Consider the following 13,722-nt stretch of genomic DNA (forward strand, 5'->3'; position numbering starts at 1 on the left):
TTCGCTTTCCCTAGAAGCGATATGGCAGATGGCTCATTCATGACATAGCTGGATATAAAATGTATAATGCAAAGATAAACAATATTTTTCGTACCTTTGCGTCCTCAATCGCAATTTAATAGGTATACGAAATATGATAACAGTTAACAATCTGGACGTACAGTTTGGAAAACGCATCCTTTTTCAGGATGTGAACATGAAGTTTACACCGGGCAATTGCTACGGTATTATCGGTGCTAACGGAGCCGGAAAATCTACGTTTCTCCGTGTAATCAGCAAGCAATTAGACCCTACCAGAGGTAGCGTTAACCTTGGACCGGGCGAACGCCTTTCCGTACTGAGCCAAGATCACTTCGCATTCGATGAATATACGGTTATGGATACCGTATTGATGGGACATACGACCTTGTGGGAGGTGATGAGCGAGAAAAACGCCCTTTACGAGAAACCTGATTTCAGTGACGCCGATGGTATCCGCGTATCGGAACTGGAAGAGAAATTCGCAGAGATGGAAGGCTGGAACGCAGAGAGCGACGCCGCCAACCTATTGAGCGGACTAGGCATCAAGGAGGATTTGCATTATATGTATATGAAGGACTTGAGCGGTAAGCAGAAAGTCCGTGTCTTATTGGCCCGTGCCTTGTTCGGACAGCCCGATAACCTATTATTGGATGAGCCGACGAACGACTTGGACCTTGAAACGGTTTCTTGGCTGGAGAATTATCTCTCTAATTTCGAGCATACCGTATTGGTTGTCAGTCACGACCGTCACTTCCTCGACTCCGTTTGTACACATACCGTGGATATCGACTTCGGTAAATTGCAATTATTCGCCGGAAACTACAGTTTCTGGTACGAGTCCAGCCAGTTAGCGCTTCGCCAACAGCAGAACCAAAACAAAAAGGCAGAGGAGAAGAAGAAAGAGTTGGAAGAATTTATCCGCCGTTTCAGCGCCAACGTAGCGAAGTCTAAGCAGACTACCAGCCGCAAGAAGATGTTGGAGAAACTGAATATCGAGGAGATCAAGCCGTCTTCACGCCGCTATCCGGGAATCTTGTTCACGCCTAACCGTGAGCCGGGCAACCAGATCCTTGAGGTGAATGGACTGACCAAGAGCATTGACGGGCAAGTATTGTTCAAGGATTTGAATTTCAATGTGGAGAAAGAAGATAAGATCGTATTCATCAGCCATGACCCTCGTGCCATGACCGCCTTGTTCCAAATTATCAATGGCGAGGAAAAAGCGGACGAAGGCACTTATCAATGGGGACAGACCATTACGACTTCTTACCTTCCACTAGACAATACGAAATATTTCAACTCAGATTTCAACCTAATTGATTGGTTATGCCAGTTCTCGCCGGATACCAACGAGGTATTCTTGAAAGGCTTCCTCGGACGTATGTTATTCTCCGGAGAAGAACTATTGAAGAAGGTAAGCGTGCTTTCCGGAGGTGAGAAGATGCGTTGTATGATCTCACGTATGATGCTTACCGACGCAAACTGCATCATATTGGATACACCGACCAACCACTTGGACTTGGAGTCCATCCAAGCCTTCAATAATACGTTGAAGACATTCAAGGGCAATATCCTGTTCTCCAGCCATGACCACGAGTTCATACAAACCGTGGCAAACCGTATCATCGAGCTGACACCAAATGGCATCATCGATAAGATGATGGATTACGATGATTACATCACAGATCCGGCTATCGCTGAGTTACGGGAAAAGTTATATTCGAAATGAAAAAAAGATTATTATTCATACTAATCGTTTTTATCGCATGGCTACCGGTTTTTGTTATTCAAAAACCGGTATTTATGTTTTATCAGCATGCGTTATCCGAAGCTTGTACCTTCACGGACTTCCTACAGGTTATGCTTCATGGGCTGAAGCTGGATTGTACGATAGCGGGATACCTTACGGCCATCCCTCTCCTATTGGCTTTAGTATCGGTTTGGCTTCCGGGCACTTGGCTGAAGAAGGTATTGAAAGGGTACTTCCTGATCATGGGAATTCTGGTATCCGCGATCTTCTCCGTAGATGTGGCCTTATATGGCTTTTGGGGATTCAGGTTGGACGCTACCTTATTCTTCTATCTGCAATCGCCCGCCGATGCGATGGCGAGTGTCCCGTTGGGAATATTCTTTATCCAATTGTTGGTATTCGCGGTATATGCGCTCGGCATCTATGCTTGGTTCACTTTCATCCTCCGGTTTGCGCCCGTAAAGCCCAGCTTTCCGCCTACGGGATTGGAGCAATCGGGAAGTACATTCGCCATCCTCTTATTAGGAGGAGTACTATTTATCCCGATCCGGGGAGGCGTAACTACGTCTACGGCGAATGTCGGCATGGTTTATTTCAGCCAAAACCAGTTCTTGAATCATTCGGCAATCAACCCCTGTTTCAGTCTGATAGCCTCATTGAGTAAGCAGCAGGATTTTGCCTCGCAATTCGATTTCTATCCGGAGGAAAAGCGGAAAACCTTATTCGATACGCTCATTCAAGCCCAAGACTCTCTATGTCCGGGAGATTCTATCCCGGCAGAGCCTGTTAAGCTATTGACAACGGCTCGTCCCAATATTCTCATCATCATCATGGAGAGTTTCACGGCTAACGCTATCGAGGCTGTTGGCGGTGAGCCGGGAATTACCCCAAACTTGAACCGATTGAGCAAGGAAGGCGTATTATTCACGAACCTATATGCCAACTCGTTCCGTACCGATCGAGGCTTAGTCTCCGTATTGAATGGCTATTTAGCCCAGCCAACCACCTCCATCATGAAATATCCAGTGAAAAGCCAGACCCTTCCATCCATTGCGAAGAGTCTTAACAAAGAAGGATATACGGCAGATATGCTCTATGGGGGTGATATCAATTTCACGAATATGCAAAGTTATTTCTATAGTTCCGGCTACAGCAAAATAACGGCAGACCGTGATTTTCCCTTGAGCAGCCGTCTGAGTAAATGGGGAGCAAACGACGATATCACGTTCTCGCATCTTTACGAGGATATCAAGCAAAGACCGATCGACGGTAAACCTTGGTTAAGTACATTCCTGACATTAAGTAGCCATGAGCCATTCGAGGTCCCGTTTCACCATTTGGAGCATCCCTATCTAAACTCCGTTGCCTTTACGGACAGCTGCATCGGCAATTTCATCGATAAGTTCAAGAAGCTGCCGGCATGGAAAAATACGGTAGTCATCTTTGTCTCCGACCACGGATACCGCTACCCTGAAAACATGCGGGAGTACGGTCCCTTGCGTTTCCACATACCTATGTTATGGTTAGGTGGAGCGATCGCCGAACCTAAAGTGATCGATACGTATGCGAACCAAACGGATTTAGCGGCCACTTTATTAAATCAGATGGGGCTCCCCACGCATGAGTTCTCATTCAGCAAAGATATCTTGAATCCTTGCGTTCCGCATTACGCTTTCTATACATTCAATAATGGATTTGGCTTTATAGACGAATCCGGTGTTTCCGTATACGACAATGAAGGGAACAAGATCTTAGTGGTAGAACCCGAAAGCGGAAACGAGACCCGCTTGGAGAAAGGAAAAGTCCTATTGCAAACTTTATACGATGATCTGGGAAATCGATAACGACAGATATAAAAAAGGCCGGCTTACGTAAGCCGGCCTTTTCTATTTATATTAAATAGCTTCTTACTTAGCGTAGCTTACCGCACGCGTCTCGCGGATCACCGTGATCTTAACCTGTCCCGGATAAGTCATCTCATCCTGAATCTTCTTAGCGATCTCAGCGGACAAGTTCTCGGTATCCTTATCGTCAATCTTATCAGCGCCAACGATTACGCGCAACTCTCTACCCGCTTGGATAGCGTAAGTCTTGACAACACCCGGATACGATAAAGCCAATTGTTCCAAATCATTCAAACGCTTGATATAAGCCTCTACGATCTCACGACGTGCGCCCGGACGAGCACCGGAAATAGCGTCGCAAACCTGTACGATCGGAGCCAACAGCGTCTGCATCTCCACCTCATCGTGGTGAGCGCCTACGGCGTTGCAAATATCCGGTTTCTCCTTATATTTCTCACAAAGCTTCATACCCAAGATAGCGTGCGGCAATTCCGGCTCATCATCGGGCACTTTACCAATATCATGTAACAATCCGGCACGTTTCGCTTTCTTCGGGTTCAAGCCCAATTCAGAAGCCATCACGGCACAAAGGTTGGCCGTCTCACGAGCATGTTGCAACAAGTTTTGTCCATAAGAAGAACGATACTTCATCTTACCGATCATACGGATCAATTCCGGATGCAAACCGTGCACTCCCAAATCGATCACGGTACGCTTACCTGTCTCTACGACCTCGTCTTCCACTTGTTTCTTCACCTTCGTTACCACCTCCTCGATACGAGCCGGATGGATACGTCCATCTTGTACCAATTGATGCAAGGCCAAACGAGCGATCTCACGGCGAACCGGGTCGAATCCGGAAAGGACGATAGCCTCAGGCGTATCATCCACCACGATCTCAATACCGGTAGCGGCCTCCAAAGCACGGATATTACGTCCCTCACGACCGATGATACGGCCTTTGATCTCGTCCGATTCAATATGGAATACGGTAATAGAGTTTTCGATAGCCGTCTCCGTCGCTACCCGTTGGATAGATTGGATCACGATCTTCTTCGCCTCCTTATTAGCGGTCATCTTCGCCTCTTCAACGATCTCGTTGATGTAAGAAGCGGCTTGCGTCTTCGCCTCATCCTTCAAGGACTCGATCAAACGCTCTTTGGCTTCCTCGGCGGATAACCCGGAGATAGCCTCTAAATGCTCCACCTCCTTTTGATGAAGTTTATCTAAGTCTTGCTTCTTCTTCTCCACCAACTCCAGCTGAGAGGATAAGTTCTCCTTTACAGCCTCTACCTCGTTATTTTTACGCTGCAACTCTTCCTGACGTTGATTCATCGTCAGTTCTCTTTGTTTCAATTTAGTCTCGACAGACTGGATCTTAGCGTTACGCTGTGATACCTGTTTTTCTAAATCCGCTTTCAAATGAAGAAACTTCTCCTTAACTTCCAGCATCTTGTTCTTCTTTATCACCTCGGCCTCCTTCTCCGCCTTTTGAAGCACAGAGTCGTACTTCGACTTCAGAAGGAAACGCATGCCCAACCACGCAAGCAACCCACCTACGATGAAAGTTACTATCGGTATGATTATATACATTCCAACCATTTAACTAATAATTTAAGATTCATTTATTTATATACCAAAAAAGCACTACCGTCACACGGTCTCACCGTGCGAAGCAGTGCGGAAACTCTCTTCTTACAATATGTATATTATTTCTTCAGATATCCTTCCAACTCAGTTGTAAGCTCCTGTATCTTATCCGTAAAAGGACTTGTATCATTTCGCTCTTTTAACACCACATTTTGTAACGCAAGATCAAAAGCAGCCATCGCTAACAAGTCTTTCATATCCAACTCTCCGTTTTTGTTATATTTTTCGCCATACGCCAAAATCTTCGATTGAAGTTGCTTCGCCGCCTTACGGTAAAGTTCTTCTCTCTCCCGATTGATCGGAAGTGGATACTTCTTTCCTGCAATATCTATATTTATAAGAAATTCTTCGTCCATCGCTTCTATTCATTTAAAAGTGCGATGCACTTGTCTACTTCCCGCACTAATTTCGATAACCGCATCCGAGCGTTCTTTATCTCTTCCTCATTCGTGGAAACAATTCGCGCCGTCAGCATGTTATCACATTTGGTATTCAATCCTTCAATCATATCCTTCGCCTGCCGCAACTCCTCTTCTTTAAGGCTCAAAGCAACTGTAAGTTCGTCTATTCTACGTTTCTGCTGATCGCATAACGCCATCAAATCACGAACTCTAACCTCAAATACAGCTAACAATCTCTTATGATCTTCGGTCATTTCACACCAAATTCTACACAAAAGTAAGATTTTGAATTGAATTAACCAACTGTAGACTTAATTATTTTGGCAGAAAACGTATGGACAAATAAAAAGGCCGTCCAAAAAATCGAACAGCCCTCCCTAACTCTTGTAAACGTTCCTCTTGTTTACACTAAAGAAACATACATTTCACCTTCAATCTCCTCGAAAGCCAATTTACCTTCTTTCGCCAACCAACCAAAAGCGGCGTACATATCTTTTTCCGCTCTAATCTTCGTGCCTTTCTTCACTGCCTTAAAACTCATTTTACCGCCTTCATTTAAAACGTTCCATACAAGGCCAGCGTTCGTACCAATTAATTCGATCATTTTATGATAACATTTGATTATAGGGAACAAATTTATAGATTAAATGATTAAAACAAAAGATTATAGATGTTTTTTAGCATAAAAGACGGTTTTTTTTACTTTATAAACAATTTTAACACAGTTATAACGTTATTTTCCCACCGCTTTCTCGGCATATTAGTTCCGCTTCCACGTTTGCCGCTGAAACATATCTTCTTAATAAGTCGACCGAGTAATGACCCGCTTCCAATAAGCCTTCCTTGCCGGAATAACCATTCAGAATCATTAACAATGAAGTGGTCGACATTTCAATTTTAGTACGCTCCTCATCGCTGGTAGGCGTTCCGACACCCGCTACCTCATCCCGGTAGACTGGGAGACCGGCGATATTCAATTCTCCACGTCCGATACCGTGATAAAGCTCCCCCTCTTTTCCGACACCAAGTTCCAATCCACCGACAATCTTATCCGCATCAAATCCTCCGATAGAACAACCGCTACGGATAGAAACCAAATTGATGATATCTACCAATGTATCTATCTTATATAAAGGAAGCCCACGAAGTATTCTCCGTCTTAGCGCCTCAGCGGAAGGGCGATACCGATTCGGATCTTTCCCCAGACGTTTATAAGCCTGACGGGTAGCGAAAATAGGAGTCCACTTATTAATATCCTCTATCCTACAGGTAGAGCGGATCTCCTCCTCAACACGGGTTATTTCTTCCCAAAGTCGTTCATCGGGCTCCGTGTTCTTTACTTGGCAAGCGATAGCCAACACATGAAGATCGGGGCAAGCCTCCGATATCTCAGATGAAAGAGTGATTGAAATCATGTCTATTACAAATTTGAGCCAATATAACTAAAATTTTCTCAAGCATATCCCAGTAAGAATCCGGCCGCTTTTGACACCAAGGCGACGAGCGGAGAAATAATCCTCATGTCGCATATAAGTACAAATGCTAGCGATCTCTATATGCTCGGAGAGCAACCCTGCCTCTAACAATTGTAAACGGTTAGTTTCCCATAGATCAATATGCGCTTTTTGAGTCTCCGCATTACATCGAAGAATCCGCTCCATTGGGAAGTCTGCCGCATGAAACGCTTTTACGACCTCCTCTCCTACCTCAAACGCCGCTTGACTGATAGAGGGGCCTATTCCGGCAATCAATTGAGCGGGATCGCAATCGTATGCCTCGATCATCAAGCTTGCCGCCTTACGAGCTATACGTAAAACCGTCCCCCGCCAACCCGCATGGACGGCTGCTACCACTTTACGGTCCGGCGCATATAACAAGACCGGAACGCAATCCGCCGTAGATACGGCTACACATACATCCGGGACATTCGTCACCAAAGCGTCCACGCCTTCCAAACGTAGCTTTCGCTCTTTATCATTCAGCGAAAAGAAAGACGCATCGATCGCCAATACTCGATCCTCATGGGTCTGATGAGGTATAACCATATTCTCTAGGGAAATCCCGACCGCATCCGAAAGAAGTTCCAAGTTTTTCCGGATGGAGCCCGGATCATCCTCGGTATAAACGCCCGGATTCAGCGAAGCGTACGTTCCCGTACTCACGCCGCCATGACGTGTTGTCGTAAAATGAGAAATGTCGCGGTATCCGCTTAACCCGGAGAACCGCGACACCTCTATTTGCTTATTTTCTTGTATCTTCATCTTCATCATCGTCCCAGTATTCCTCGTATTCCTCATCCGGATCATCCTCGTCCTCGTCCACAGGGAAGATGTATTCGTCGTCATCCTCAAACTCCAACGTGCTTACATCTATGTTCTTATGGACAATTCGCTCAGCCTCATGGAAATTCTCCTTGTTCAGCTCTTTCCATAAAAGGTCTTTCAGCTCGACAATACCCAGTCCTGTGATAGAAGATATAAAGACATACGGAATTCCCTCCGGCAAGTCTTGCGACAAAGCCTCGATCAATTCCTCATCCAGCATATCGCTCTTGGTGATGGCCAGTACACGGCGTTTATCCAGTAATTCCGGATTATACTTCACCAACTCATTATGCAAGATCTCGTATTCTTTCTTGATATCATCCGCATCAGCAGGAACCATGAACAATAATAATGAGTTTCGTTCGATATGACGCAAGAAACGAAGTCCCAAACCTTTACCCTCGCTCGCTCCTTCAATAATACCCGGTATATCGGCCATTACAAACGAACGGTTATCGCGATAACTCACGATACCTAAATTAGGCTCCAAGGTGGTAAAAGGATAATTAGCGATCTTCGGCTTAGCGGCAGATACGACAGAAAGCAAAGTAGATTTACCTGCGTTCGGGAATCCTACCAAACCGACATCGGCCAGCAATTTCAGCTGAAGAATCACCGTACGTTCCAAAGCCGGCTCACCCGGTTGCGAATAACGGGGCGCTTGATTGGTGGCCGTCTTGAAATTAAAATTACCCAGACCGCCACGACCGCCTTTCAGCAACATCACTTGCTGACCGTCTTCCGTAACATCGCAAATGAATTCGCCGGTCTCAGCGTCGTAAACAACCGTACCGCAAGGAACCTCGATCACTCGATCCTCCCCGTCTTTGCCCGAGCTACGCTTTGCGCTGCCACTCTCACCATTGGTGGCCATGATATGACGCTCATATTTCAAGTGAAGAAGCGTCCAGTAATTCCGGTTGCCACGGAGATACACATGACCTCCTCTCCCTCCATCGCCCCCGTCGGGACCTCCTTTCGGAATGTATTTCTCACGACGGAAGTGAGAAGACCCTCTTCCACCCTTTCCTGAGCGGCAATAGATCTTGACATAATCTACAAAGTTCGATTCAGCCATATTAGTTTATTTCAATTACTTTACGTTATTAACCGCCTCTTTGATACGACCGAAGATCTCCTCGATTGTTCCCATCCCTTTGATGGCTACGTGCTTGCCTTCACCTACATAGTAGTCTGCTAAAGGAGCTGTTTGAGTATGGTAAACATCCAGTCTGGATTTGATCGTCTCCAAGTTATCGTCAGAACGTCCGGATACTTTACCGCGCTCCAATAAACGCTTGATCAACTCCTCTTCCTCTACTTGAAGGTTCAACATAACGGAAACGTCTGTTCCACGCTCGTTCAACATCTTCTTCAAAGCTTTCGCTTGAGGGATCGTACGAGGAAAACCGTCGAAGATTACGCCCTTAGCTGGCTTCTTGCTATCCAATACATTCGCCAACATATCAACGATCAGCTCGTCCGGAACCAATTGTCCCTTCTCGATATAATCTTTAGCGATCTTGCCCAGTTCAGTCTCAGCCTTCATCTCGCCACGCAATACGTCGCCAGTAGAGATATGATCCAAACCGTATTCTTTAATAATCAACTCACTTTGTGTTCCCTTACCTGAACCGGGAGCACCAAAAATAACCACGTTCAACATACTATTGTTCCTTATATTATATATAATGTATACTATTTTATTCCACAACCTTGTAGATATCCTTATATGAACAGCCCAATTCATCATAATCCAAACCGTGTCCCACGATAAAATCAGCGGGTATCTGCAAGCCTACATAATCCGGAGTCAAATCGCATTTCAAGGATTCCGGCTTGAAAAGCATCGTTGCCAATCTCACATCGGCGGCACCCTCGCTCCGGAGCTTCTCCTTCACGTAGCTCATCGTAAAGCCCGTATCGATAATATCTTCCAACAAAACCACCATACGTCCGCGAATATCAGCCTGCACAGGCATAATCTCATTCAATATGCCCGTACTGGAAGTTCCTTGATACGAGGAATAACGAGCGAATGTCAGTTCATACGGAGCATCCAGCTCACGCATCAGCTCGGCGACAAACATAAAAGCCCCGTTTAACACACCCACGAATAGAGGATTCTTTCCTTCCACATCCGCTTTAATCTGAACAGCCATTTTAGCGATAGCCGCCTGAATATCCGACTCCGGAATAAACAGTTCAAATTCTTTGTCTTTTAGACGAATTCTGCCCATAAATCTTTCGGTTTTCGAGGGGACAAATGTACAACTTTTTCGGCGATGCACAAAAAAGTGTAGCAACATACCAAAGTTTGTTATACATTTGTAAGCTGAATAAACCCCCAGACATCTAGATTATGATTAAGATATTCGCGACAGACAAGGTAAAGGAGCTCGACCAATATACGATTCAACACGAGCCAATTAGTTCGATCGACTTAGTGGAACGTGCCGCCACGATGTTCGTCCATGAGTTTTGCCGGCGCTACTCCAAGCAGATCCGCATCGTGATTTTCGCCGGTCAAGGCAACAACGGAGCCGACGCTTTAGCTATCGCCCGCCTTTTGAACGAGGAATCATACCGGGTAGAGACGTATTTATTCAACCCGACGGAGCATCTGTCCGTAGAGTGTGAGCAAAACAAGCAGCGTCTGCTCGACATCGAACGAATCGAATTTACGGAAGTGGTCCGAGACTTTGAACCGCCGACGCTAACCGACCGGGACGTGGTGATCGACGGCCTGTTCGGTTCGGGATTAAACCGTCCTCTCACAGGAGGTTTCGCCGCTATGGTCAATTATATTAACCAATCTGAGGCAGAAGTCGTAGCGATCGATATTCCTTCAGGGTTATTTGGGGAAGATAATCGAAAAAATGACTCGGAAGCGATCATCAAGGCCAGCTTAACCTTGACATTCGGTTTCCCGAAACTGGCGTTCCTCTTTCCGGAGAATGAGCAATACGTAGGCGAGTGGAAAATACTGGATATCGGAATCCATCCGGACGCTATTTATGAGATGGCTTCCCCTTACGCATTGGTCACGGAGGAGGATATCTCCTATTCATTAAAGTCTCGCAAACGTTTCTCACATAAAGGAACATTCGGACATGCCTTATTAATCGCCGGAAGCAAAGGGAAAATGGGAGCTGCCCTATTATCCGCGAAGGCATGCTTACGGAGTGGAGCCGGACTATTGACCGTGCATATCCCGACCCGAGGCGAATCAATCTTTCAGACCGCTTTCCCGGAAGCGATGTTAAGTTTTGACGCAAATCCGGATTATTTCTCTACGGTTCCCGAGATCGGTAGCTACTCCGCTGTCGGTATGGGACCTGGGCTCGGACAGCACTTGGAATCCGCCGCCGCAATCGAACGCATCCTGCAATCCAGCGCGAAACCGGTAGTTATCGATGCGGACGCTATTAATATAATAGCATCCAACAAGGACTTATTCAATAAGATCCCGCCACGAAGCATCCTTACTCCCCATCCGAGGGAGTTCGACCGGATAGCAGGCGAGAGCACGAACTCATACGACCGTTTGATGAAAGCGCAATCTTTCGCCGCCGAACATAAGATTTGTATCGTATTGAAAGGTGCTTATACCGCCATCTGTTCTCCGGCAGGAAACATTTATTTCAATAGTTGCGGCAATCCGGGCATGGCAACCGCTGGTAGCGGAGATGTGCTGACGGGTATCATCCTCAGCTTATTAGCGCAAGATTATTCTCCGGAAACTGCCGCTGTAGTCGGAGTATTCTTGCACGGTACAGCCGGTGATCTCGCCGCCGCTTTCCGCTCGGAAGAGAGCATGATCGCCAGCGACATCACGGATATGCTCGGAAAAGCGTTTAAGCAAATCAAATAAATCCTGCAAAAACAACAGGCGTTTTTACTCTCGTTTGTTACAATTACTACCGCTATTCCATATATTATACGGACTTACAGTGTACATACGGAATGGTGGTAGTAAATTTCTCATATTGCTTTATCCTTTGTGATGACCATAGAGGAAGAGGAAATATGTTTCTTGAGCCTTATGGAAAAGTCCTCATGACCTAATATATACTTCATTCAACGACAGCGAACGATCGTTCGGCGGCAGTGAATATATATTCGGCAGCAGCGAATGATCGTTCGCTGGCACCGAACGAAGAAGGTATACTTATCATTCACAGAATTAAACGGTTACAATACAAGAATACAAACAACTCCTTAAGACTATAAACAACAACATCCCAAGCTGACCGATATCAACTCCCTAAGCAGGCCGGCATCTGCTTATCACATGAGCCGGTCTATGAACAAACGACCGATTGCCATACACTCCCGTTAAAATAAATAAAAAAGGAAAAAGAGCTTACGTATCCCTTGCCCCAGAGTTGTCTCATATATAAAACACCGACAAATTTGTATTAACAATAAAGCTATACGTACATGAAAATAACAATCGTATCATTCGCAATGGCAGCTGCTTTCGGTTTAACCGCCTGTGATAACACGAAGCATAACACATTGACCGAACAAGAGAAAACGGAAGGTTGGGAACTTCTATTCGATGGGGAAACCCTGGATGGCTGGCGGGATTATAACGGAACCGCCTTGACCGGACCTTGGGAAGTTGTAAACGGAACCATCCAAGCGGACGGGCAAGGTAGCGATGCCAGCGGATACATCGTCACCGACAAGGCTTATGAGAATTTCGAGCTTTCATGGGACTGGAAAATCTCGAGAGGTGGGAATAGCGGCTTATTGTATCATGTGGTAGAACGTCCTCAATTCCCGGTTCCCTACGTTACCGGCCCCGAGTATCAATTGATCGATGATGTCAATTTCGCGGAACCATTGGAAGATTGGCAACGTTGCGGAGTGGATTACGCTATGTATTTACCGGACTTCAACACGATAAAAGTGCATCCGGCCGGCGAATGGAACAACTCTAAGATTATTTTTGACAACGGACATGTCACCTACTTTATGAACGGACACAAAACCGTAGAGTTCGACGCCTGGTCCGACGATTGGTTCTCTCGTAAGAACAGCGGCAAATGGGCGAACGCTCCCGAATATGGATTGGCGCATAAAGGATTGATTTGCTTGCAAGACCACGGTTATCCCGCATGGTTCCGTAATATCAAGATCAAGGAACTTCCCCGCAAGACACGAGAGGCTCGTTTATTCAACGGCGAGGACATTACGAACTGGGATAAATACGGAACAGAATTATGGTATGTAAAAGATGGTTTACTAGTATGCGAAAGTGGCCCGGATAAACAATACGGCTATCTAGCCACCCGAGAATATTACGACGATTTTGACCTTACCGTAGAATTTAAACAGGAAAAAGATGGTAATTCTGGCGTATTTATTCGTTCCTTTGTAGAAGAAAAAGACGTAAAGGTAAACGGCTGGCAAGTGGAAGTCGCCCCCAAAGGCTTTGACACGGGTGGTATCTACGAATCTTACGGACGAGGATGGTTGATACAGATCCCGGACGAGAAGGAGAACATCCTAAAACAAGGGGAGTGGAACACGATGCGTATCCGGGTACAAGGAGATAATGTACAGACTTGGCTCAACGGAGAGGAGATGGTAAACATCCGGGATGAAAAGATCGGAGCCGGTCAAGGGCGTATCGCGTTACAAATATATGATGGTGGCGGCATCAAGGTTCTTTGGCGCAACCTTCATTTACAAACATTATAGTATATCGTTTTCTTAAAATT

13 protein-coding genes are annotated in these 13,722 nt (G+C 45.8%); 4 read left to right on the forward strand and 9 right to left on the reverse strand.

The window, feature by feature from the left end; genetic code table 11:
• Positions 1-133: 133 nt before the first annotated feature.
• Both E5342_RS01045 and E5342_RS01050 read left to right on the forward strand, forming a co-directional pair.
• A complete protein-coding gene (locus E5342_RS01045) occupies positions 134-1,750 on the forward strand; it encodes an ABC-F family ATP-binding cassette domain-containing protein (RefSeq protein WP_121735559.1) in 1,617 nt (538 codons plus the stop codon).
• Positions 1,747-3,615 carry an LTA synthase family protein gene (locus E5342_RS01050; RefSeq protein WP_135958623.1) on the forward strand — a complete coding sequence of 623 codons (1,869 nt, stop codon included), beginning with the start codon at positions 1,747-1,749 and terminating at the stop codon, positions 3,613-3,615. Before E5342_RS01045 ends, E5342_RS01050 begins: the two co-directional genes overlap by 4 nt.
• Positions 3,616-3,678: 63 nt before the next feature.
• Here E5342_RS01050 and rny read toward each other — a convergent pair whose 3' ends face one another.
• From rny to E5342_RS01095, 9 genes are all read right to left on the reverse strand, one after another.
• Positions 3,679-5,217 carry a ribonuclease Y gene (gene rny / locus E5342_RS01055; protein ID WP_135958624.1) on the reverse strand — a complete coding sequence of 513 codons (1,539 nt, stop codon included), beginning with the start codon at positions 5,215-5,217 and terminating at the stop codon, positions 3,679-3,681.
• 107 nt (positions 5,218-5,324) lie between these two features.
• Positions 5,325-5,621, reverse strand: a complete 297-nt coding sequence (locus E5342_RS01060) for a cell division protein ZapA (RefSeq protein WP_121735556.1) — start codon at positions 5,619-5,621, stop codon at positions 5,325-5,327.
• A 5-nt stretch (positions 5,622-5,626) separates the two neighbouring features.
• On the reverse strand, positions 5,627-5,920 hold the full coding sequence (locus E5342_RS01065; protein ID WP_121735555.1) for a hypothetical protein: 294 nt from the start codon (positions 5,918-5,920) through the stop codon (positions 5,627-5,629).
• A gap of 149 nt (positions 5,921-6,069) precedes the next feature.
• Positions 6,070-6,270, reverse strand: coding sequence for a winged helix-turn-helix domain-containing protein (locus E5342_RS01070; protein WP_121735554.1), 201 nt, complete (start codon positions 6,268-6,270; stop codon positions 6,070-6,072).
• 121 nt (positions 6,271-6,391) lie between these two features.
• On the reverse strand, positions 6,392-7,081 hold the full coding sequence (locus E5342_RS01075; protein ID WP_121735553.1) for a B3/B4 domain-containing protein: 690 nt from the start codon (positions 7,079-7,081) through the stop codon (positions 6,392-6,394).
• A 27-nt stretch (positions 7,082-7,108) separates the two neighbouring features.
• Entirely contained in the window at positions 7,109-7,936 is an 828-nt protein-coding gene (gene pgeF / locus E5342_RS01080; RefSeq protein ID WP_121735552.1) for a peptidoglycan editing factor PgeF, read from the reverse strand.
• Entirely contained in the window at positions 7,908-9,068 is a 1,161-nt protein-coding gene (obgE, locus tag E5342_RS01085) for a GTPase ObgE (RefSeq protein ID WP_121735551.1), read from the reverse strand. The genes pgeF and obgE overlap by 29 nt, the downstream gene beginning before the upstream one ends.
• 15 nt (positions 9,069-9,083) lie before the next feature.
• Positions 9,084-9,656, reverse strand: coding sequence for an adenylate kinase (locus tag E5342_RS01090; protein WP_005854805.1), 573 nt, complete (start codon positions 9,654-9,656; stop codon positions 9,084-9,086).
• A 37-nt stretch (positions 9,657-9,693) separates the two neighbouring features.
• Entirely contained in the window at positions 9,694-10,230 is a 537-nt protein-coding gene (locus E5342_RS01095) for a phosphoribosyltransferase (protein WP_135958625.1), read from the reverse strand.
• A 122-nt stretch (positions 10,231-10,352) separates the two neighbouring features.
• On the opposite strand from E5342_RS01095, the gene E5342_RS01100 reads away from it, so the two are divergent.
• Both E5342_RS01100 and E5342_RS01105 read left to right on the forward strand, forming a co-directional pair.
• Positions 10,353-11,864 (forward strand): NAD(P)H-hydrate dehydratase, encoded by a 1,512-nt coding sequence (locus E5342_RS01100; RefSeq protein WP_121735549.1) that lies wholly within the window; start codon positions 10,353-10,355, stop codon positions 11,862-11,864.
• 569 nt (positions 11,865-12,433) lie between these two features.
• Positions 12,434-13,702, forward strand: a complete 1,269-nt coding sequence (locus E5342_RS01105; RefSeq protein ID WP_121735548.1) for a 3-keto-disaccharide hydrolase — start codon at positions 12,434-12,436, stop codon at positions 13,700-13,702.
• The last annotated feature ends 20 nt before the right edge of the window (positions 13,703-13,722 follow it).

Source organism: Parabacteroides distasonis (assembly GCF_004793765.1).
GTDB lineage: Bacteria > Bacteroidota > Bacteroidia > Bacteroidales > Tannerellaceae > Parabacteroides > Parabacteroides distasonis_A.

Coding starts and splice junctions, on each gene's coding strand:
- E5342_RS01045 (WP_121735559.1), top strand. CDS start 134: ATGATAACAGTTAACAATCTGGACGTACAGTTTGGAAAACGCATCCTT.
- E5342_RS01050 (WP_135958623.1), top strand. CDS start 1,747: ATGAAAAAAAGATTATTATTCATACTAATCGTTTTTATCGCATGGCTA.
- rny (WP_135958624.1), bottom strand. CDS start 5,217: ATGGTTGGAATGTATATAATCATACCGATAGTAACTTTCATCGTAGGT.
- E5342_RS01060 (WP_121735556.1), bottom strand. CDS start 5,621: ATGGACGAAGAATTTCTTATAAATATAGATATTGCAGGAAAGAAGTAT.
- E5342_RS01065 (WP_121735555.1), bottom strand. CDS start 5,920: ATGACCGAAGATCATAAGAGATTGTTAGCTGTATTTGAGGTTAGAGTT.
- E5342_RS01070 (WP_121735554.1), bottom strand. CDS start 6,270: ATGATCGAATTAATTGGTACGAACGCTGGCCTTGTATGGAACGTTTTA.
- E5342_RS01075 (WP_121735553.1), bottom strand. CDS start 7,081: ATGATTTCAATCACTCTTTCATCTGAGATATCGGAGGCTTGCCCCGAT.
- pgeF (WP_121735552.1), bottom strand. CDS start 7,936: ATGATGAAGATGAAGATACAAGAAAATAAGCAAATAGAGGTGTCGCGG.
- obgE (WP_121735551.1), bottom strand. CDS start 9,068: ATGGCTGAATCGAACTTTGTAGATTATGTCAAGATCTATTGCCGCTCA.
- E5342_RS01090 (WP_005854805.1), bottom strand. CDS start 9,656: ATGTTGAACGTGGTTATTTTTGGTGCTCCCGGTTCAGGTAAGGGAACA.
- E5342_RS01095 (WP_135958625.1), bottom strand. CDS start 10,230: ATGGGCAGAATTCGTCTAAAAGACAAAGAATTTGAACTGTTTATTCCG.
- E5342_RS01100 (WP_121735549.1), top strand. CDS start 10,353: ATGATTAAGATATTCGCGACAGACAAGGTAAAGGAGCTCGACCAATAT.
- E5342_RS01105 (WP_121735548.1), top strand. CDS start 12,434: ATGAAAATAACAATCGTATCATTCGCAATGGCAGCTGCTTTCGGTTTA.